Source organism: Algiphilus sp., from assembly GCF_023145115.1.
In the GTDB taxonomy this organism is placed as follows: domain Bacteria; phylum Pseudomonadota; class Gammaproteobacteria; order Nevskiales; family Nevskiaceae; genus Algiphilus.
This window is the reverse complement of sequence record NZ_JAGLEJ010000036.1, coordinates 90,929-110,326: the sequence shown is the minus strand read 5'-3', so window position 1 is coordinate 110,326 and position 19,398 is coordinate 90,929. Positions and strand designations below refer to the sequence as shown.

Here is a 19,398-nt window from a genome sequence, read left to right as displayed (position 1 = left end):
CCTCCTTCAAACCCGGGGCGGTTCACATTGGGCGGCGGGTCCGGCTGAGCTAGTAGTGGACAACACACTTGTACTCGCCTACGACGCGGATTTCGTCTCCTAGATCCGGGTCGAGTTCGATGGGCTGATACTGAGGATCGAGAGAGTCGGGAAGTAGCGCGATACGGGTATGGCGCCAGTCGCCATCGTCATCCGTCGCCTTCTCACTCCGGTAGCGCTTGACGGTGAAACTTGCCCCCGTATCGGGGTCTTCAATACTGCGGTGCTGCACTAGGACGATCTTGCCCTGACGGCTGCCTTCGGGGGCGCCCTGAAAGAGGCACCAGGCGCCATTGGGGATCACCCGGTTCATGGAGTCGCCGATGACCTGGGCTACGAACATCCCGCGCGACGGGCGCAGGTGATCCGGGAGCATGACCCACTGGCACTCTTCCACGGACTGAATCTCGCTGAAGCCTCCTGCAGCCGCCTTGAAGTCCATCAGCGGGACTGCGTTGACGTAGGGCTCTACATCGTTGGCTGGAAGGAGATCCAGAGGGCATGCCGGATCGGAAAGTACTTCGCCGCTGACGACATCGCGGTTGTCGGCGGTTCCTGCCGTAAGCGCTCGGAAGTATTCCAGCGTTTCCTGATCAGTACACCAGATGAAGCAACCCTTCGTTGCGCGGCTCAGAAGGGTTCGGTAGGTGTTCTTGATTATGGCTTCTGCCTTCCCGTCTGCCTCGGCAGCGTTGTTTCGCCGCGCAGTTCGGTAACCCCTGATCGACGAGTCCATATGAGAACGTTCGGTGGGAACCGTCAGGATCTTGCCTTCCCGCACGATAAGGTCCGGGCCGATGATCACACCGGCATAATCCAGCTCCAGGCCCTGACAGGTATGAATGCAACCAATCTGGTGCACTGAGTTCGGCTGCACCAGCCAGAGCGGTCCATCCTTGTCGAGGTTCCATTGCATGGCGAAGTCATGCTCGGGGAACACTATGTCCATCGCATCCGGCTCTCTCTTGCTCTTCCAGTCCCAGCAGTAGCCGGCAAGCAGACGGGCGCGGTTTGCCTCGATGTTGTGATTCAGTACCTTCCTTCGCAGCTCGGTTGGTGAGTCGACCACTTCGACGTGGTAGCCCGTTTCGCTGGAGTCTGTGTTGGCAGTTGAGCGGATCTGCAATGCGTTATCGATCCACGCGAGATAGCCATCCGAGCCATTGCAGCGAAACTGGGATTGCAACTCCGCGCGGTGCACGGTCGCGCCCAATTCGTCTGCCCACCGATTGATCTCTGCTCGTGAGCCGATGTCCCGCCACGTCACGCGTTGGTCTTCATCGATGAAGAAGACGCTGAGCCGGGCCGCCGCGATGAGTTCCTTGATCTGGTTCTCGCCGAGGTTCTGGAACATGCCCGACTTCTCGTTGAGGCGGTGAGCCTCATCGATGATCAAGGCATCGAGCGCATCCGCGTCGGTGCCGTGGTAGGAGCCGGAGCTCTTGAATAGGTTGCGAATGCGGGTGGCATTCGGCGTTCCCGTCAGCTTGCTTTCATAGACCCTTCGAGGCGCCGCGTTCCTCGTGACGTAATGCGCGTTCCGCTCCCGCTGAGTCAGCTCAACGAGCAGGTTGACGGCGACGACGGTCTTTCCGGTGCCGGGCCCGCCTTCAACGATGAGCACCTGTTTCCCCTCGGTTTCGGCGGCGTCACTCGCGGCGAGCGCTTGCTCGTAGATGAGCTTCTGATCATCAATCATCAGAAATTCGCGCTTGCCTTGCATGAGAGCGGCCAAGTGGTCCGCCAATGACTTCGAAGGGCGAATGCGGCCCGTATCGATCAGATACAGAGTCTGCTTCTGGTCTCCGCGGCGAACGTGCTGCGAGATGAAGCGGCGCAGCTTGTCCGAGTCAGCCCGGAGGAAGACTGGTGCGCGCTGCAGGTGCTGCGCGTAAATCTTGTCGCGCACCTCGTCGGCCGAGCAGTTGTGGAGGTACGCGCATGGCCAGAGGGCGATGTTCTCGCTCTCGACGGATTCGTTGAAATCCGAGAGCAATGCTGCGTACGTCCAAGCCTGGTAGGAGGGATGCAGCATCTCTCGCTCACCGCCGCCAACGGCGGTCCGCACGATGCCGTCCTTTTCCGAGGTGGCGATCCTGTCCCACTGCTTGAGTTCGACGATGACGGCATTGTGCTGCCGCTTGTCACCGTACCCGCTGAGAATGAAATCAATGCGTTTCGCGGTCTGGGGGATCTTGTACTCGATCGCCACGCCCGCGTCGTTTGGAATCGCATCGTCATCGACCACATTCTTCATGTACAGCAGAGAGTTCTGCCAGGATCGGACTTCGGATGCGCCAACGCCGCCGAGGCCTTGCGAACGCATGCCTTCCAGAATTCGTTCTTCGATCACGTTGTCGCAGACGTGGGCGACGAATTCTTGCTTGTCAGCGGTATAGATGAACACGGCGGCTACTTGTGAGGCCTAGGTTCTCGGTGGGCGCTTGTGGGTGCCGCGAGAGCTCTCGATTGGATAGTGTGCTCGGTTCTTCTCGATCTTTCGCTCGATTTCGCTCAACAGGTCCGCGCTCAGGGAGTCTGCCAGAAGCATGACGTAGATCTGGACGTCCGCCAGCTCTTCACGGACCCGCTGCAAGTCAGCTTCGGATAGGGAGCGACTCTCTTCGTCGGTCAGCCACTGGAAATGTTCGACCAGTTCGCCGACTTCGGCGGTAAGCGCCATCGCCAGATTCTTCGGCGAATGGAACTGCTGCCAGTCCCGCTCGAGCACGAACTTTCGCAGCTGTTCCCTCACGTTCTGTATCCGAGCTTCTAGCACGACGGCAGTTCGCGTCCTGCTATCGGCGCCTGTTGAACGATCCAACCGGTGCCGCCGGCGCCGGACCAGCGGGCGATGAACGCCTCTACGGCGTCTGCGTTGTCCTTGCCCCCTTCCACGTGCGCTTCCTTGTGAACGGCCTGCCGGTGCACTGGTGGGGATAGTACGCACCTGACGATGGCGCGGCATACCACGCACCGGCGCTTGGCCCCGTCTAATCCCCCTTCAGTCCGGCGCGCACGAGGCCGATGCCGCCGATTCCGTAGAGGGCCAGCGCGATCAGGAAGATCAGCGGGCTGTCGTCGAAGGATGCCCAGCCGCCCGCATCGCCGCTGGTCTTGTCACTGAGGACGAAGATGTCGCCGGTGGCGATGCCCCAGATCGCCATGAACAGGAGCGGGCAGCCGAACAGCAGCTCCGCGATTCTCATTTTTCGATCCCCCCGGAACGAGCGCGCGGAGATGCGGCGCCTGGCGCCGTTCTGCCTTTCCCGCACGCTGGAATGCACGGGGCACTTTGCACGCGCCGGGGCGGGTCGGGCAATGCCGGCGGGCGTGAGCGGGCGCGGACGGCGGGGCCACGATGCGGGGTGGCGCTCCGCCGCCGCGCACCTGCTCAGTCGTTGTGCTGCGCGAGCTTGCCGATGCGCTTGTCGAGCACCTTTTCCAGCTTGTGGGCGGCCTGGCGCACGCCGTCGTAGGCGTCTTCGGAGGTCGACTCCGCTACTGCCGGGTCCAGCCCGCGCGGTCGCGCCTCGACCAGGCAGTGCTTGTCCGGCCCGCCCTTGGGGCCGTTGATGTCCTTGAGGTGGATCTCGACACGGGTGATGCGGTCACCGAAGCGCTTCTCGACACGCTCCAGGCTGTCGTGGATGTGCTGCGCCAGCGCCTCGGACACTTCGATGCCCTCGGCGGGATTGATCTGCACGTGCACGGGTCTCGCTCCTTGTGCTTGGAGTGGATAGCGGCGCCGCATTCATCGTGGCGCCTCTCTACCGACTGCGCGAAGGGTCTCCGGGTTCAGTGCGATGGGCCGGGTCCGGATACGGCGGAGCCCGTAGTGGGCTCCGCCGGCCTGCCCGGTGGCGCGGTCAGTCGCGCTCGGTGCCGAGCACCTTGTCGCTGCCCAGGCGGAGCGTCATCTCGATCTCGCGGCGCTGTTCGTCGTGGCCCTCGACATCGATGTAGCCGCTGCTATTGATTTGGATCTCCTCCACCGAAGCCAGTCCGGCCTTGGCCGCGGCGGCCAGGGCCTGGCGCACGTCCGCGGGCTGCATGCCCCAGGCGCCGTCGATGCGCCTGGAGCGCTCCTCGTGGGTGGGTTCGCCGGTATCGTCGAAGGTCACTTCCGCGTACCAGCCATCCTCGCCGAGGAAGCCCTCCATCTCGCTGCGGCCGCGGCTCTTGAGCTCGATCTCCTCGAAGTGCGTGAAGCCGTAGCTGACGCCCCGCTCGATGACGGCGTCCATTTCGTTCACCGGTCGGTCGGCATGGACAAGCGACCCGAAGGACGCGGCGGCGATGGCGGCGGCCATCGGAAGCGTGCGGAAATGCTGCTGCATGGTGTTGCTCCTTGCGTATGGGGACGGCGATCGGGACCGGGTTGGTGCCCGACCGTGCGCCGCATTCTCCGGCGTGCCGCCTGTCCGCTCGATGAGGGGCGATGACAGCTTCCGTTCATCTTCCGGCCCGCGGTGGCGGGCTCTGCAGGGTGGCGTCGGGGTACCTGTCATGCTTCATTCATGCCGGCCTCTTCAGACTCCGCGCATGCCCGGGTCCCGCTCATTCGGTCTTCGCGCCGCCGCGCTGCTGATCACGTGCGGCCTTCCGCCGTCCGGTACCGGCCCGGCGATGGCCGACGACATCGACTGGCGCGACGTGCACCAGCGCGTGGAATCCGGCGAGTATGTGCCGCTGGCAACGGTGCTCGACTGGCTGGAGGCGCGCTACGTGGGGCAGGTCATCGAGGTCGAGATGGAGCGCGAGGACGGCATCCCGGTCTACGAGGTCGAGATGGTCGGGCCGCAGGGGCAGGTCGTGGAGTTCGAGTTCGATGCCGCGGACGGCAGCCTCATAGGCATCGACGGCACCGGCCTGCGCGCGATGGAGCGGCAGTGAAGATCCTGCTCATCGAGGATGACGGTGCCCTTGCCGAAGCATTGGCCGGGGCGCTGCGCGATGCGGATCTGCTGGTGGAGCGCGCGGGCAGCGGGGCGGCGGCGGATTTCCTGGTGCGCACCGAGCGCTACGACGCGGTCATCCTGGACCTCGGCCTGCCTGACGGCGACGGCACGCAGTGGCTGGCGCAGTGGCGGGAGGACGGGTTCGACCTGCCGGTGCTGGTGCTGACCGCGCGCGAGCGCTGGTCGGACAAGGCCGCCGGCTTCTCGGCAGGTGCCGACGATTACGTGACCAAGCCCTTCGAGACCGCCGAGGTGCTGTTCCGCCTGCGCGCGCTGGTGCGCCGCAGCCACGGCCACGCCCATCCGGTGCTGAGCTGCGGTGCGCTGTCCTATGACACCCACGTGGGCAGCGTCACGTTGGCCGGCCGTCCGATCACGCTGACCGCGCAGGAGAGCCGCCTGCTGGCCTATCTCATGCACGCCGCCCCGCGCATCGTCAGCCGCACCGAGCTGGCCGAGCACGTCTACGACCGCGATCATGAACCGGACTCCAACGTCATCGATGTGCAGATCAGCCGCCTGCGCAAGAAGCTGGGCAGCCAGCGCATCGCGACGCTGCGCGGGCAGGGCTACCGCATGGTCGACGACACACCCTCGTGAAGCGCGCGCCGACCGGCTACCGGACCTCGGTCGCGCAACGGTTGCTGATCGCCTCGCTGCTGCTGGTGATGGCGCTCCTGCCCATTGCCGGCACCGGCCTCGCCTACAGTTTCCGCGAGTCGGTGACCACGGCCTTCGACGAGCGCCTGAAATCGCTGATCGACACGCTGCTGGCGAGCGTGCAGTACGACCCGGCGGGCGATGCGCTGGCGATGGTGCGGCCGCTCGGCGACTCGCGCTTCGACCGCGTGTTCTCGGGCTGGTACTGGCAGATCGACCGCGCCGGCGAGCGCGCGCTGGCCTCGCGCTCGCTGTGGGATCAGACCCTGGCCGGTGCTGCCACGCCGGTGACGCGGGTGCGCGATGCGCCCGGGCCGCGCGGTCAGTCGCTGCGCGTCATCAGCCGTACCGTCCAGCTGCCGAGGCTGGCCGAGCGCGTGACCCTGCGCGTGGCGCTGCCGCGCAGCGAGCTGGATGCCGAGCTGCGCCATTTCGAGCGTCTGCTGTGGCTGTCGCTGCTGAGCCTGGGTGTGCTGCTGCTGGCTGGCCTGGCATTGCAGATCCGCTGGGGGCTGTCGCCGCTGCGCCGGCTGCGCAGCGACCTGCAGCGCGTGCGCGAAGGCGAGGCCGAGCGTCTGGACGAAGCCCTTCCGCGCGAGCTGGCGGAGCTGGCGGCCGCCATGAACGGCGTGCTGCGGCGCGACCGCCGCCGCGTCGAGCGGGGCCGGGCCGCGGCCGGCAATCTGGCGCACGCGCTGAAGACGCCGATCAGCGTGCTGCAGACGCTCTCGGAGAGCATGCCGGAGGCGTCGCGTGCCGGCGTCCGTACCGAGCTCGACCGGCTCGACGCCGCGGTGCGCCATCACCTGGCGCGCGCCTCGGCGGCCGGGGACGATGCCGTGGGCGCGCGCGTCGATGTCGGCAGCGCGCTCGCGCCCGTGGTCGCGGGCCTGTCCCGCCTCGCCGAGCGGCGCGGCCTCGCGCTGGACAGCGAGATCGGCGCGGCTCTGCGCGTACGCGCCGATGCGCAGGATCTGCAGGAAATGGTGGGTAACCTGCTCGAGAATGCCGTCAACTGGGCGCGAACCCGCGTCACGCTGCGTGCCTTCCGCGACCGCGGCGGCGTCACCATCCGCGTCGGCGACGACGGCCCGGGCATGCCGGCGGATGCGCGCGAGCGCGCCATGCGCCGCGGCGAGCGCCTCGACCAGCGCCAGCCCGGTTCGGGCCTCGGTCTGGCAGTGGTGGCCGACCTGGTCGCGCTCTACGACGGCGAGCTGACGCTGGATGGCGGCACGGCAGGCGGCCTGACCGCGACGCTGTGGCTGCCGTCCTCCGCCATCCCGCCGGCCGGGAGCAGCTAGGCCCGGGCGGCCGCGCGCGCGGATGAGGCGCGGGCGCGGAAGTTCGTCGGGCTCCGTCTACCGGTCATCCGGCACCGGCAACGTGTCCGGCGCGGCGGAGCGGCGGTTGCATCGAAGGGGCGTCGCACACCCGCAAGGCACGTCCCTGGCATGGCCGAGAACGAGAGCGGTCAGGAAAAAACCGAAAGCGCCACCCCGCGCCGCCTCGAACAGGCGCGCGAGGAAGGCCAGCTCGCGCGTTCGCGGGAGCTGCCCGGTGCGCTGATCGCGGTTGCCGGCGCGCTCGGCGCCTGGGTCGCGGGCGGCGAGCTGATCCGCCACTTCGCCGGCTGGTTCGCGCACGCCATCCGTCAGGCCGGTACGCGGCACGACGACGTCATGGTCGCCGCCGGCGATCTGGCCGTGCACGGTGCCGGCGTCCTGCTGCCGTGGCTGTTCCTGGTGGCGGTGGCCGGCATCGGCGGCACGCTGGCGCTGGGCGGCTGGAATCTCACCGGCAAGGCGCTCGCGCCCAAGGGGGAGCGGCTGGACCCCTTCAAGGGCATGAAGCGCATCTTCGGCGCCAACGCGTGGGTGGAGCTCTCCAAGACGCTGCTCAAGTTCGCGCTGGTGTCGGGCCTCGGATTCGCGGTGATCTGGTGGCTGCGCGAGGACATCGCGCGACTGCCGCGCATGGATGCGCAGGCCGGCTTCGGCCACGCCGGCATCATCCTGCTGGCGGTGTTCTCTGCCGGCGCGCTGGCGCTGCTGCTCATCTCGGCCGTCGACGCGCCCTGGCAGCTGTTCAATCACGCCCGCCAGATGCGCATGACCCGCGAGGAGGTCAAGCGCGAGGCCAAGGACACCGACGGCAAGCCCGAAGTCAAGGCACGGCAGCGGCAGCTGCAGGCCGAGGCCGCGCGCGGCCGCATGATGGAGGCGGTGCCGGAGGCCGACGTGGTGATCGTCAACCCGATCCACGTCGCCGTGGCGCTGCGCTACGACGCCGCCCGCATGGATGCGCCCCAGGTGGTGGCCAAGGGGCTGGGCGAGGTCGCCGCCAGCATCCGCGGTCTTGCCGAGGCGCACCGCGTGCCGGTGCTGGAGGCACCGCCGCTGGCGCGTGCGCTGTACCGCGCCACTGCGCTGGGCGAGACCGTGCCGGCGGGGCTGTTCGCGGCGGTGGCGGAGGTCCTGACCTGGGTCTACCGGCTGCGCGTGGCCACCGCCGGCGCGGCGCCGGAGCGCCCGAACCCGCACGTCGATGACGCGCTCGGAGCGCCGATCGAATGAGCACGGCAACCACCACCGCGCCCACGCTGCTCGACCGCCTGCGCGGCGTGCCGGTCGCCGCCGTGGCGGCACCGGCGCTGCTGCTGACCATGCTGGCGATGGTGGTGCTGCCGCTGCCGCCCTTCGCGCTGGATCTGCTGTTCACCTTCAACATCGCGGTCTCGCTGATGGTGGTGCTGGCGGTGGTCTACGTCATGCGGCCGCTGGACTTCAGCGTGTTTCCCACCATCCTGCTGCTGGCGACCCTGCTGCGACTGGCGCTGAACGTGGCATCCACGCGCGTGGTGCTGCTCAACGGCCACGAGGGCGCCGACGCCGCCGGCAAGGTCATCGAGGCCTTCGGGGCCTTCGTGGTGGGCGGGCACTTCGGCGTCGGCATCGCGGTCTTCCTGATCCTGACCATCGTCAACTTCGTGGTCATCACCAAGGGCGCCGGGCGCGTGTCGGAGGTCTCGGCGCGCTTCATGCTGGATGCGCTGCCCGGTCGGCAGATGGCCATCGACGCCGACCTCAACGCCGGCACGCTCAGCCGCGAGGAAGCCAGGGCGCGACGCGAGGAGCTGCGCGAGGAGACCGACTTCTACGGCGCCATGGACGGCGCCAGCAAGTTCGTGCGCGGCGACGCCGTCGCCGGCATCCTCATCCTGGTCGTCAATCTGATCGGTGGTCTCGCCATCGGCATGGGCAGCCACGGGCTGTCCGCCGGCGAGGCGGCGGCGCGCTACACGCTGCTCACCATTGGCGACGGGCTGGTGGCGCAGATCCCGGCGCTGCTGCTCGCCACCGCCGTGGCCATCCTGGTGACGCGGTTGTCGCGCTCGCAGGCCATGGGCGCCTCGGTGCGCGGGCAGCTGCTGGGCGACCCGCGCGCGCTGATGGTGACCGGCGGTCTGCTGCTCGCGCTGGGCTTCGTGCCCGGCATGCCCAATCTGGTCTTCCTGCTGCTCGGCGGCACCAGCCTCGGTGCGGCCTGGCTGATCGTGCGCCGCAATGCCGCCGCGGAAGCGACCGACGAAGCCGCCGAAGCCGACGCCGAGCCGGCGCAGAACCGCGAGCTCAGCTGGGACGACCTGGCGCCGGCCGATCCGCTGGCACTGGAGATCGGCTACCGCCTGGTGTCGATGGTCGACGCCACGGCCGGCGGCGAGCTCATGGCACGCATCCGCGGCGTGCGCCGTCGGCTTTCCGACGAGCTCGGCTTCCTGGTGCCGCCGGTGCACGTGCGCGACAACCTGAGCATGGAGCCGACGCAGTACCGCATCCTCATCGGCGGCGCGGTGGTCGGTCACGGCGAGGTGCTGCCCGATCGCTGGCTGGCGCTGGACCCCGGCAACGTCATCGCCCGGGTCGAGGGGCAGGCCACGCGCGACCCGACCTTCGGCATGCCGGCGCTGTGGATCGAGGCCGAGGTGCGCGCGCAGGCGCAGGCCAACGGCTACACCGTGGTCGATCCGGCCACGGTGGTCGCCACGCATGTGTCGCACGTCGTTCAGCACCACGCCCACGAGGTGCTGGGCCCGGACGAGACCCAGCATCTGCTCGACGTGCTGGCGCGCTCGGCGCCCAAGCTGGTCGAGGATCTGGTGCCCAAGACCCTGCCGCTGGCGACGGTCACGCGCGTGCTGCAGGGCCTGCTCGCCGAGCGCGTGTCGCTCAAGAACCTGCGCGCCATCTTCGGCGCCATGGCCGAGCGTGCCGCTGCCGGTACCACCGATCCGCCGCAGCTCATGGCCTCGGTGCGCGCGGCCATCGGGCGGCAGATCGTGCAGGGCATCTCCGGTGGCGCCGACGAGCTGCCGGTGCTGAGTCTGGCCCCGCAGCTCGAGCGGCTGCTGCAGGAAGGGGCAGGCAGCAACGCGCTCGAACCGGGTCTGGCCGAGCGCCTGCAGCAGGCCATCACCAGCCACGCCGAGCGTCAGGAAGCCACCAGTGAGCCCACCGTGCTGCTGGTGCCGCCGGCGCTGCGCGCCACGCTGGCGCGCTTCGTCCGCGCCGCGGCGCCCAGCGCCCACGTGCTGGCCTTTGACGAGATTCCCGATACCACCCGGCTGCGTCTGGCCGGGACGGTCGAGTAGACAGGAGAGCACCCACCGTGAAGATCAAACGCTACTTTGCTTCCACGATGCGCGAGGCCATGCGCCGCGTGCGCGAGGAACAGGGCGCCGACGCCGTCATCCTGGGCACCGAGGCACGCGACGGCGGTATCGAGCTGGTCGCGGCGGTGGACTACGACGAGTCGCTGCTGCAGCAGGCCGCGCGTCGCGGCGGGGATGCCGAGTCCGCGCCCGCCACCGCGGGCGATCGCGACACGAAGGTGCGGAGCCGTCCGGCGGCGACGCAGAAGCCGGCATCGAAGCCGTCGTCGCAGCACGTGGTGTGGGCGCAGGACCCGCAGCTCAAGCGGCTGCAGACCGAGCTCAAGGACCTGCGCCAGATGCTGTCGAACTCGCTGACGCAGCAGGCCGACGCCGCCCTGCGCGCCCATCCGGAGCGGGCCCGCGCCCTGCGCAGTCTGGAGGCGCTGGGCATCGAAAGCGATCTGGCGCGCGACATCGCCGCGCACGTGCCGGATCAGGTGGATACTCGCCAGCGCCGCAATCTGCCGCTGGCGCTGCTGGCGCGCCGGCTGCGCGTGGCCGGCGACGACTTCTTCGACGCGCCGTCGCGCATCGCACTGGTCGGGCCCACCGGCGCCGGCAAGACCACCACGCTGGCCAAGCTGGCGGCGCGGGCGGTTTCCGCCCACGGTGCGCGCGAGGTCTCGCTGATCAGCATGGACGGCCATCGCGCCGGCGCCGACGCGCAGATCGCGGTGTACGCACGCCTGCTCGGGGTGTCGCTGCGCGTGGTGCGCGACGCCGACGAGCTGCGCGCCGCGCTCGATGCCTGCGCGGACTGCCGCCACGTCCTCATCGATACCGCCGGCGCCGGGCCGGCCGATCACAAGCTGGCCGCGCTGCTGCCCGCGCTGGCCGCCATGCGCGATGCCCAGCCGGTGCCGCTGCGCACCCTGCTGGCACTGCCGGCCAACGTCCAGCGCGAGGATCTGCTGGCCACCGTCGCACGCTTCGCGCCGGCACGGCCGGCCGCCTGTGTGCTGACCAAGGTGGACGAAGCCGCCCGTCTGGGTGGGGCGCTGTCTGCGCTCATCGGCTCGCGGCTGCCGCTGGCGTGGCTGGCGGACGGGCAGGCGGTGCCGCGTGATTTACACAGGGCCACGAGTGCCGATGTGGTGCTGCGCGCAGCGCGTCACGCCCAGGCGGCACAGATCTCTCAACCCCTTCGGCAGCCGGTTCAGGAGCGCGTTCATGCATGACCCCATTCCGGGACAGGCCGAGGGCCTGTCCAGTCCCGAGACCCGTCCGGTGCGCGTGCTTGCCGTGGCCAGCGGCAAGGGCGGCGTGGGCAAGACCAACGTCGCGGTCAACCTGGCGCTGGCCATGCAGCTCGCCGAGCAGCGCACGATGCTGCTGGATGCCGATCTCGGCATGGGCAACGTCGATGTGCTGCTCGGCCTGCAGCCGCAGTTCAACCTCATGCACGTCCTCGGCGGCCACTGCACGCTCGACGAGGCACTGCTGGAGGGGCCGCTCGATCTCGCGATCGTGCCGGCGGCCTCCGGCAAGCAGCGCATGGCCGATCTCGGCCACGCCGAGCACATCGGGCTGGTCAACGCGTTCTCGTCGCTGACGCGGCCGCTGGACACGCTCATCATCGACACCGCCGCCGGCATCTCGGACAGCGTGGTGACCTTCTCGCGCGCCGCCCAGGAAGTGCTGGTGGTGGCCTGCAACGAGCCCGCCTCGCTGACCGACGCCTACGCGCTGATCAAGGTGCTGTCGCGCGAGCACGGCATACCGCGCGTGCACGTGGTGGCGAACATGGTGAAGAGCGCGGCCGAGGGCTTCGACGTCTACGAAAGCCTCAAGCGGGTGGCGGCCCGCTTCCTGGACGTGCGCATCGAATATCTCGGCCACGTGCCGCACGACGACTTCCTGCGCCGTGCCGTCCAGCGCCAGCGCGGCGTCGTCGAGGCCTATCCGGGCGCGCCGTCGTCGGTGGCGTTCCGCGAGCTGGCCGCGCGCATCCTGCGCTGGCCGCTGCCCAGCGGTGCGCGCGGCGATACCGAGTTCTTCGTGGAGCGCGTCGTCGGCGGAGGCGTCGCCGCATGACCGTCGCGGCCGCCTATCAAGCCAACGCGGCCGGCGATGTGCATGCGCTGGTGGCCGAGCATCAGGAGCTGGTGCGTCGCATCGCCTGGCACCTGAGCGCGCGGCTGCCCGATTCGGTCGAGATCGACGATCTCGTGCAGGCCGGGCAGATCGGCCTGATCGAGGCTGCGCGGCAGTACCGCCCCGACGGCGGTGCCAGTTTCGCGACCTTCGCCAGTTCCCGCATCCGCGGCGCCATGCTCGACGAGCTGCGGCGTGGCGACTGGATGCCGCGCTCGGTGCACCGCAATGCGCGCACGATCGCCGGCGCGGTGCGTACGGTGGAGGCGCGGCACGGACGCGCCGCCACCGAGGCCGAGGTTGCCGCCGAGCTGGGCATGCCCCTGGCGGACTACCAGGCGATGGCCGGCGATGCCGCGCGCGGTCCGCTGCTGTCGCTGGAGGGCATCGCCATCGACGACGAGCCGCCGGAGATCCCGGATCCGGACGCCATCGACGCCGCCGAGCAGGTCACCGGCTCGGCCTTCCGGCGCGCGCTGGCCGGCGCCATCGACCACCTTCCCGAGCGCGAGCGTCAGGTCATGGGTCTCTACTACGACGAGGCCCTGAACCTGCGCGAGATCGGCGCCGTGCTCGGCGTCACCGAATCCCGGGTCTGCCAGATCCACGCCCAGGCGGTGGTACGCCTGCGCGCGCGTCTGCAGGCCTGGTTATGAGCCCCATCGAGTCAATGCCATGAATACCAATCTCCGCATGCTGGTGGTCGACGACTTTTCGACCATGCGTCGCATCATCCGGAATCTGCTCCAGGATCTCGGCTTCAACAACATCACCGAGGCCGACGACGGCAGCACCGCGCTGACCACGCTGAAGAGCCAGGAGATCGACTTCGTCATCACCGACTGGAACATGCCCGGAGTGACGGGTATCGATCTGCTCAAGGCGATCCGCTCGGACGAGCAGCTGAAGCACCTGCCGGTGCTGATGGTCACCGCCGAAGGCAAGCGCGACCAGATCATCGAGGCCGCCCAGGCCGGGGTGAACGGCTACGTTATCAAGCCGTTCACCGCGCAGACCCTGCGCGAGAAGCTCGAGAAGATCTTCGAGCGCCTGGAACAGGCGGCCTGACGTGACGGCCCCCGTGCAGAGCGCCGCGCTCGCGCGCCAGGCCGAGGCCCTGGTGGCGGCGCTGCGCGACGACGACGACGCCGGTGCCGCGGAGGCGCTGGCGGGCCTCGCGGCCTTCGACAGCGCACAGCTGCGCGCCCGGCTGGCACGGCTCGCGGATGCGCTGCACGAGCGCGTGCAGGCACTGCCCGCGCACGCCGGCGGCGCGCTCAGCGGCGGCGCCGAGGCGGTGCAGAGTCTCGACCATGTCATCTCGCTCACCGAGTCGGCCGCGCACGGCACGCTCGATCTGGTGGAGCAGGGACGGGCACTGGTGGACTGCCTGGAGACGTCGTCCGATCACGTCACCGCCTGCGTCGAGCTGCGCCGCGTCTTCGGCGAGCTCGCGCTGGCGCAGGGCTATCAGGACCTCACCGGCCAGATCCTGCAGCGCGTGCGCGCACTGATCGCGGGCGTCGAGCAGAGCCTGTACACGCTCGCCGGCGATCGCGACGGCGGCACCGAGGCCACCGGCCCCGGCGTGCCCGGTATCGACGGACGGCGCAGCTCGCAGGACGAGGCCGACGACCTGCTGGCCGATCTGGGGCTCTAGGAATACGACCATGGCCATGGATCCCGAACTGCTCGCCGACTTCCTCAACGAGGCCCAGGACCTCGTCGACGCCGCCAACGGCGACATCGGCGCGCTGGAGGCCGCGCCCGGGGATGCCGACGTGCTGAACCGCATGTTCCGCGCCTTCCACACCGTCAAGGGTGGCGCCGGATTCCTCGGTGTCCAGCCCATGGTCGATCTCTGCCACACCGCCGAGGACCTGCTCTCCGAGGTGCGCGCCGGCCGGCTGGCGCTGTCCGCCGAGGGCATCGACGCGGTGGCGCAGGCGCTGATGCATGTCGAGGGCATGCTCAATGCGCTGGCGCAGGAGGCCGACGTCGCACCCGCTCCGCAGTCGGTGCGCGACGCGCTGCACCGCGCGCGCCATCCGGAAGGCGCCGACGCCGCCGGCGACGCGATCAGCGATGACGAATTCGAGGCGCTGCTCGACCAGCTGCACGGATCGGGCAAGGCGCCCGGTACCGATGCGGCCCCGACGGAAGCCCCGGCAGAGCCCGAAGCGGAGGCCGCCACCGCCGCGGAACCGCCGGAAGCCGTCGCCGTGCCGCCGGACGCGGGCGGTGGTGCCACTACCGGTCCCGCGAAACCCGACCGGCCGGCCGGCGACGCCAGGCAGGCCGCCGAGGCGCCGGTGCGCGTCGAGGCCAGGCGCCTCGATCAGCTCATGGATCTGGTGGGCGAGCTGGTGCTGGTGCGCAACCGGCTGAAGGCCCAGCCCGACGGGCTCGACGAGACCGCGCGCCGCGCGGTGGCCGAGCTCGACCACGTCACCGGTGCGCTCCAGCGCAGCGTCATGGCGGTGCGCATGCAGCCTGTGGGGCGTCTGTTCTCGCGCATTCCGCGCATGGTGCGCGAGCTGGCGCGCGGCCTCGACAAGCAGGTCCAGGTGGTGCTGGAGGGTGAGTCGGCCGAACTCGACAAGCACATGCTGGATGCGCTCGGCGATCCGCTGGTGCATCTGGTGCGCAACAGTCTCGATCACGGCATCGAGCGACCGTCCGACCGTCAGCAGGCGGGCAAGCCGGCGGCCGGCACCCTGCGCGTGACGGCGCGGCAGGCCGGCGATCACATCGAGATCGTGCTGTCCGACGACGGGCGCGGCATCGATCCGGAGGCGGTCAAGCAGGTCGCGATCAAGCGGGGTGTCATCACCACCCAGGCCGCCGAGGGCATGGACGATGCAAGTGCCCAGGCGCTGATCTTCGCGCCCGGCTTCTCGACCCGCGAGGCGGTGTCGGACATCTCCGGCCGCGGCGTGGGGATGGACGTGGTCAACAGCCGCATCATCGAGCTGGGTGGCAGCGTCAGCCTGGAGTCAGAGGTCGGTCGCGGCACGCACATCCGGCTGCGCCTGCCGCTGACGCTGGCGGTGCTGCCGTCGCTGATGGTACGCGTCGACGGGCGCATCTTCGCGCTGCCGCTCGCCGAGGTGCGCGAGCTGTCGGCGCTGGATCTCTCGCAGGTCGAGCAGGTGGGCCACCGCTGGCAGCTGCCGGTGGGGCGCGACGTGCTGCCGCTGCGCTTCCTGCGCGGCTGGATGGACGGCAGCGAGGCGTCGCATCCGGGGCTCATCGTCCAGACCACCGTCGAGCAGCGCGCCTGGGGGCTCGTGGTCGACAGCGTGGTCGGGCGCGAGGACATCGTCGTGCGGCCACTGGCGCGCCATCTGCGCGGCATTCCCGGCTACAGCGGCGCCACCGTCACCGGGCGCGGCGAAGTCGCGCTGGTGCTCGATCCGCAATCGCTGGTCCGCGCCGGCGTGCGCAGGCAGGAGGCCGCCTGATGGACAAGTTCACGCCCATCGGCCTGCTGCTCGCCGCGGTCGCGGTGGTCGGCGGCAGCATCCTCAAGGGGGCCGGCGCCGGTGCGCTGGTGTCGTCGGCGGCGTTCATGATCGTCTTCGTGGGCACCTTCGCCGCCATCTGCGTGCACACGCCGCCGTCGACCCTGCGCCACGCAGTCGGCATCGTGAAGTGGATCTTCCGGCCGCCGGTGGCCTCGGCCGACGGCACCATCGGTTCGGTGCTGGAGTGGAGCAACCTCGCGCGCAAGCAGGGGCTGCTGGCGCTGGAGCCGGCGGTCGAGGAGCAGGACGACGCCTTCGTGAAGAAGGGGCTGCAGCTGCTGGTCGACGGCTCCGAGCCGGAAGTCCTGCGCAGCACGCTGGAGGTCGAGATCGACGCCCGCGAGCATGCCGACACGGCGGCCGCCAAGGTCTTCGAGAGCGCCGGCATCTATCTGCCCACCATGGGCATCCTCGGCGCGGTGATGGGCCTGATGGCGGTCATGCAGAATCTCGCCGATCCCAGCAAGCTCGGCTCGGGCATCGCCGCGGCCTTCGTCGCCACCATCTACGGCATCGGCGCCGCCAACCTCTTCTTCCTGCCGGCCGCGGCCAAGCTCAAGGCCGTCATCGCCGATCGCACCCGCCTGCGCGAGATCATCGTCGAGGGACTGGTGGGCATCGCCCGCGGCGACAACCCGCGCAACATCGAAGCGCGCCTGCGCGGTTTCCTGCACTAGAGGCCGGCCATGCGCAGCCCCGGACCGAGTGCCATCGTGCCCCGTCATCCCCGACCCTTCTCCCCTCGGGGAGAAGGGAGCGCGACGCGACGGGCTGCGGTGAGGGCCCGCTGACATGGCGCGCAAGCCCAAGCACGAGGAGCACGTCAATCACGAGGCGTGGGCCATTCCCTACGGCGACCTCATCACGCTGCTGCTCGCGTTCTTCGTGGTGATGTACGCGATCAGCTCGGTGAACGAGGGCAAGATGCGCGTGCTGTCCGAGGCGATGGTGGTGGCCTTCGGCGGCCCGCCGCGCGCCATGAACCCGATCGACGTGGGCGACTTCACGCCCCGCCGTGCGGTGCGCGAGGAGAACCTGGACCTGATGTCGCTGACGCGGCCCATTCCGCATCCGGCGGGCATCCAGGCCGACCTGCCGATGTCGCGGCTGCCGCCGCAGCGCGTCACCACGCCGGCGCAGGACCCGGAGCTGGCGCGCGTCGGCGCCGAGCTCGAGCGCAAGCTCGCACAACTGGTCGAGGAGGGCGCGGTCCGCATCCATCACGGCAAGGACTGGCTGGAGGTCGAGATCCGCGCCGACATCCTCTATCCGAGTGGCTCGGCCGAGCTGACTTCCGAGGCCGAGCGCGTCATCGCCGAGATCGGCGCGGTGCTGGTGGACTTCACCTACCCGCTGCGCATCGAGGGACACACCGACAATCTGCCCATCGCCACCGAGCGCTATCCGTCCAACTGGGAACTGTCCGCCGCGCGCGCGGCCAGCGTGGTGCACGTACTGGGCGGCGGCGGCGTGGCGCCGGAGCGCATGACGCTGGCCGGCTACGGCGAGTTCCGTCCGGTGGCCGCCAACAGCGATGCCGACGGTCGCAACCGCAATCGGCGCGTCACCATCATCGTCCTCGGCGACAGCGAGGTGCAGCCGCCGCCGCCGGGAGCACGCGCATGAGCGTCTGGACCGTCGCCAATCAGAAGGGCGGAGTGGGCAAGACCACCACCGCCGTCACGCTGGCCGGCATCGCAGCCGAGCGCGGCTTCCCGTGCCTGCTGATCGACCTCGATCCGCATGCCTCGGCAACCCACTATCTGCGCGCCGAAGCCGCCGGCGGCGCCGAGGCGCTCCTGCGCGGGACACCCACCGAGCCGTGCGCGACCGCGGTGCCGGGCATCCGCATGCTCGGCGCCAGCGCAGGGCTTGCCGCCATCGAACGCCAGCAGGGTGCCGCGCAGGGCATGGGGCGGCGCCTGGCGCAGGGGCTCGCGCCGCTGCGTACGCGGTTCGATCCCATCATTCTCGACACGCCGCCGATGCTGGGCACGCTGCTGGTCAACGCACTGGCCGCGGCCGATGCGCTGATCGTGCCGGTGCAGACCGATCCGCTGGCGCTGCACGGACTCGAAGGACTCATGCGCACCGTGGAGATGATGCGCAAGGCCGGCGCCGGCGTGCCCGAGCCCATCATCCTGCCCACGCTCATGGATCGCCGTGTGCGCATCTCGCACGAGACGCTGGCGGAGATGCGCAAGCGCTGGGGCGCGGCGGTGTTCGACGGCGGTGTGGTGCCGATGGATACGCGCATCCGCGAGGCCGCGCGCGATGGCCGGCCGCTGAATACCTGCGCGCCGTATCGCCACGCCACCGCAACCTACGAGGCGCTGTTCGAGCGCCTGCATCCGTCCAGTTCGGAGGCGGCCTGATGTCCGAGAACCTGCAGGATTACTTCGACGCCATGTTGGCTCCGCCGGCCCTTCCCGCGGCGCTCGCGCCACCGGCGACCGATGTCGACGCGCCGGTTGCGGCGGCCGACGGCCACGCCGAAGGCGCAGGTGCCGGGGAAGCGGCCGAGCCGCGCGAGTGGGTGGTGTTCACGCTCGGTGGACAGGACTACGGCCTGGACGTGCACACGGTGCGCGAGATCGTGCGCCCGCCGGTGATGGAACCGATGCCGCACGCTCCGGCCACGCTGGTGGGCATGGCCAACCTCCGCGGCGCGGTGGTCGCGGTCTTCGACACCGCCCGTCTGCTGGGCCAGGGCGAGGTGGCGGCGGGGCCGCAGGCGCGCGTCATCGTGCTGGAGCTCGGCGAGGACACCGTCGGCCTGATGGTGGACGCGGTGTCGGAAATCCTGCGCTTCGACGGCGGTGACGCCGAAGTCCCGCCGGAGCTCGGCGCCAGTGCCCGGCACATCGTCGGATTGCTGCGCCAGCCGCGCCGGCTCGTGCAGCAGATCGATCCGGATTCGCTGTTCGCCTGAGCGGCGCGGGGACCTGCCGCGCCATTCATGCCGCCGGCACCGCCGCCAGTCGGCCGCGGCCTCCAGGCACTGCCCGAACGACCGTTAATTGCTCCATGCACGGTGCGCGGGATGTCCGCGCGACGCGATCAAGGAGCCGTCATGGCCGGCAATGATCAGGACGCCGACGTCGAAGAGACGCATACCCGACTGCCTGCGGATCTGGGTATTGCCGGTGCCGCTGCGCTGCGCGACGAGCTGCTGGCACTGCGCGATACCGAGGCTGCGCTGCGCATCGACGGCTCGGCGGTCGAGCGCGTCAGCACCGCCTGCCTGCAGGTGCTGCTGGCGCTGTTCCGTGATCGCGCCGCGGTCGGGCGCCGCACCGTGCTCGAGCCCGTATCGGAGCCGCTCGCAGAAGCGGCCCGCTGGCTCGGGCTCGACCCGCATTTCGACCTCTCCCCCCGACCGGAACCGCAACAGGCCTGATTC

At 69.7% G+C, this 19,398-nt stretch carries 21 protein-coding genes; 16 read left to right on the top strand and 5 right to left on the bottom strand.

The features are described from left to right. Positions 1 to 49: 49 nt before the first annotated feature. The 5 genes from KAH28_RS11905 to KAH28_RS11885 form a co-directional block, all read right to left on the bottom strand. Complete coding sequence (locus tag KAH28_RS11905; protein ID WP_290576875.1) at positions 50 to 2,446, bottom strand: DNA/RNA helicase domain-containing protein; 2,397 nt, start codon at positions 2,444 to 2,446, stop codon at positions 50 to 52. Positions 2,447 to 2,464: 18 nt separating this feature from the next. Continuing rightward, the gene (locus KAH28_RS11900) at positions 2,465 to 2,794 is read right to left on the bottom strand and encodes a nucleotide pyrophosphohydrolase (protein WP_290576873.1); all 330 of its coding nucleotides are present in this window, start codon (positions 2,792 to 2,794) and stop codon (positions 2,465 to 2,467) included. Positions 2,795 to 3,032: 238 nt separating this feature from the next. Beyond that, positions 3,033 to 3,248 (bottom strand): hypothetical protein, encoded by a 216-nt coding sequence (locus KAH28_RS11895; protein WP_290576871.1) that lies wholly within the window; start codon positions 3,246 to 3,248, stop codon positions 3,033 to 3,035. Between the two features lie 185 nt (positions 3,249 to 3,433). Further along, positions 3,434 to 3,751 (bottom strand): HPF/RaiA family ribosome-associated protein, encoded by a 318-nt coding sequence (locus KAH28_RS11890; RefSeq protein WP_290576869.1) that lies wholly within the window; start codon positions 3,749 to 3,751, stop codon positions 3,434 to 3,436. 157 nt (positions 3,752 to 3,908) lie between these two features. Continuing rightward, entirely contained in the window at positions 3,909 to 4,379 is a 471-nt protein-coding gene (locus KAH28_RS11885) for a hypothetical protein (protein WP_290576867.1), read from the bottom strand. Positions 4,380 to 4,584: 205 nt separating this feature from the next. Between KAH28_RS11885 and KAH28_RS11880 the strand changes: the two genes are divergently transcribed. The 16 genes from KAH28_RS11880 to KAH28_RS11805 all read left to right on the top strand — a co-directional run bounded on the left by KAH28_RS11880 (position 4,585) and on the right by KAH28_RS11805 (position 19,395). Beyond that, positions 4,585 to 4,935, top strand: a complete 351-nt coding sequence (locus KAH28_RS11880; protein WP_290576865.1) for a PepSY domain-containing protein — start codon at positions 4,585 to 4,587, stop codon at positions 4,933 to 4,935. Beyond that, positions 4,932 to 5,600: a response regulator transcription factor gene (locus tag KAH28_RS11875; RefSeq protein ID WP_290576863.1), complete on the top strand. Its 669-nt coding sequence runs from the start codon at positions 4,932 to 4,934 to the stop codon at positions 5,598 to 5,600. Before KAH28_RS11880 ends, KAH28_RS11875 begins: the two co-directional genes overlap by 4 nt. After that, entirely contained in the window at positions 5,597 to 6,964 is a 1,368-nt protein-coding gene (locus tag KAH28_RS11870; protein ID WP_290576861.1) for a HAMP domain-containing sensor histidine kinase, read from the top strand. Before KAH28_RS11875 ends, KAH28_RS11870 begins: the two co-directional genes overlap by 4 nt. A gap of 150 nt (positions 6,965 to 7,114) precedes the next feature. Further along, a complete protein-coding gene (gene flhB / locus KAH28_RS11865) occupies positions 7,115 to 8,236 on the top strand; it encodes a flagellar biosynthesis protein FlhB (protein ID WP_290576859.1) in 1,122 nt (373 codons plus the stop codon). Further along, the gene (gene flhA, locus KAH28_RS11860; protein WP_290576857.1) at positions 8,233 to 10,311 is read left to right on the top strand and encodes a flagellar biosynthesis protein FlhA; all 2,079 of its coding nucleotides are present in this window, start codon (positions 8,233 to 8,235) and stop codon (positions 10,309 to 10,311) included. Before flhB ends, flhA begins: the two co-directional genes overlap by 4 nt. Before the next feature lie 17 nt (positions 10,312 to 10,328). Further along, positions 10,329 to 11,552: a flagellar biosynthesis protein FlhF gene (gene flhF, locus KAH28_RS11855; protein ID WP_290576854.1), complete on the top strand. Its 1,224-nt coding sequence runs from the start codon at positions 10,329 to 10,331 to the stop codon at positions 11,550 to 11,552. After that, complete coding sequence (locus KAH28_RS11850) at positions 11,545 to 12,408, top strand: MinD/ParA family protein (RefSeq protein WP_290576852.1); 864 nt, start codon at positions 11,545 to 11,547, stop codon at positions 12,406 to 12,408. Before flhF ends, KAH28_RS11850 begins: the two co-directional genes overlap by 8 nt. Continuing rightward, positions 12,405 to 13,124, top strand: coding sequence for an RNA polymerase sigma factor FliA (locus KAH28_RS11845; RefSeq protein WP_290576850.1), 720 nt, complete (start codon positions 12,405 to 12,407; stop codon positions 13,122 to 13,124). Before KAH28_RS11850 ends, KAH28_RS11845 begins: the two co-directional genes overlap by 4 nt. 19 nt (positions 13,125 to 13,143) lie before the next feature. Continuing rightward, positions 13,144 to 13,536 carry a chemotaxis response regulator CheY gene (cheY, locus tag KAH28_RS11840; protein WP_290576848.1) on the top strand — a complete coding sequence of 131 codons (393 nt, stop codon included), beginning with the start codon at positions 13,144 to 13,146 and terminating at the stop codon, positions 13,534 to 13,536. Position 13,537: 1 nt separating this feature from the next. Continuing rightward, complete coding sequence (locus KAH28_RS11835) at positions 13,538 to 14,128, top strand: protein phosphatase CheZ (RefSeq protein ID WP_290576846.1); 591 nt, start codon at positions 13,538 to 13,540, stop codon at positions 14,126 to 14,128. Between the two features lie 10 nt (positions 14,129 to 14,138). After that, complete coding sequence (locus KAH28_RS11830; RefSeq protein ID WP_290576844.1) at positions 14,139 to 15,932, top strand: chemotaxis protein CheA; 1,794 nt, start codon at positions 14,139 to 14,141, stop codon at positions 15,930 to 15,932. Further along, positions 15,932 to 16,672, top strand: a complete 741-nt coding sequence (locus KAH28_RS11825) for a flagellar motor protein (protein ID WP_290576843.1) — start codon at positions 15,932 to 15,934, stop codon at positions 16,670 to 16,672. The genes KAH28_RS11830 and KAH28_RS11825 overlap by 1 nt, the downstream gene beginning before the upstream one ends. Before the next feature lie 115 nt (positions 16,673 to 16,787). Beyond that, a complete protein-coding gene (motD, locus tag KAH28_RS11820; RefSeq protein ID WP_290576841.1) occupies positions 16,788 to 17,621 on the top strand; it encodes a flagellar motor protein MotD in 834 nt (277 codons plus the stop codon). Next, entirely contained in the window at positions 17,618 to 18,370 is a 753-nt protein-coding gene (locus KAH28_RS11815; protein ID WP_290576839.1) for a ParA family protein, read from the top strand. The genes motD and KAH28_RS11815 overlap by 4 nt, the downstream gene beginning before the upstream one ends. Then, positions 18,370 to 18,927, top strand: a complete 558-nt coding sequence (locus KAH28_RS11810; RefSeq protein WP_290576837.1) for a chemotaxis protein CheW — start codon at positions 18,370 to 18,372, stop codon at positions 18,925 to 18,927. The genes KAH28_RS11815 and KAH28_RS11810 overlap by 1 nt, the downstream gene beginning before the upstream one ends. Positions 18,928 to 19,068: 141 nt before the next feature. Continuing rightward, positions 19,069 to 19,395, top strand: coding sequence for an STAS domain-containing protein (locus KAH28_RS11805; RefSeq protein WP_290576835.1), 327 nt, complete (start codon positions 19,069 to 19,071; stop codon positions 19,393 to 19,395). The last annotated feature ends 3 nt before the right edge of the window (positions 19,396 to 19,398 follow it).

What these genes read in the sequence shown, in the direction of transcription:
- KAH28_RS11810 (WP_290576837.1), top strand. Translation starts at nt 18,370, where the DNA reads ATGTCCGAGAACCTGCAGGATTACTTCGACGCCATGTTGGCTCCGCCG.
- KAH28_RS11850 (WP_290576852.1), top strand. Translation starts at nt 11,545, where the DNA reads ATGCATGACCCCATTCCGGGACAGGCCGAGGGCCTGTCCAGTCCCGAG.
- KAH28_RS11805 (WP_290576835.1), top strand. Translation starts at nt 19,069, where the DNA reads ATGGCCGGCAATGATCAGGACGCCGACGTCGAAGAGACGCATACCCGA.
- flhA (WP_290576857.1), top strand. Translation starts at nt 8,233, where the DNA reads ATGAGCACGGCAACCACCACCGCGCCCACGCTGCTCGACCGCCTGCGC.
- flhB (WP_290576859.1), top strand. Translation starts at nt 7,115, where the DNA reads ATGGCCGAGAACGAGAGCGGTCAGGAAAAAACCGAAAGCGCCACCCCG.
- KAH28_RS11845 (WP_290576850.1), top strand. Translation starts at nt 12,405, where the DNA reads ATGACCGTCGCGGCCGCCTATCAAGCCAACGCGGCCGGCGATGTGCAT.
- KAH28_RS11815 (WP_290576839.1), top strand. Translation starts at nt 17,618, where the DNA reads ATGAGCGTCTGGACCGTCGCCAATCAGAAGGGCGGAGTGGGCAAGACC.
- KAH28_RS11825 (WP_290576843.1), top strand. Translation starts at nt 15,932, where the DNA reads ATGGACAAGTTCACGCCCATCGGCCTGCTGCTCGCCGCGGTCGCGGTG.
- KAH28_RS11880 (WP_290576865.1), top strand. Translation starts at nt 4,585, where the DNA reads ATGCCCGGGTCCCGCTCATTCGGTCTTCGCGCCGCCGCGCTGCTGATC.
- KAH28_RS11830 (WP_290576844.1), top strand. Translation starts at nt 14,139, where the DNA reads ATGGCCATGGATCCCGAACTGCTCGCCGACTTCCTCAACGAGGCCCAG.
- motD (WP_290576841.1), top strand. Translation starts at nt 16,788, where the DNA reads ATGGCGCGCAAGCCCAAGCACGAGGAGCACGTCAATCACGAGGCGTGG.
- cheY (WP_290576848.1), top strand. Translation starts at nt 13,144, where the DNA reads ATGAATACCAATCTCCGCATGCTGGTGGTCGACGACTTTTCGACCATG.
- KAH28_RS11885 (WP_290576867.1), bottom strand. Translation starts at nt 4,379, where the DNA reads ATGCAGCAGCATTTCCGCACGCTTCCGATGGCCGCCGCCATCGCCGCC.
- KAH28_RS11895 (WP_290576871.1), bottom strand. Translation starts at nt 3,248, where the DNA reads ATGAGAATCGCGGAGCTGCTGTTCGGCTGCCCGCTCCTGTTCATGGCG.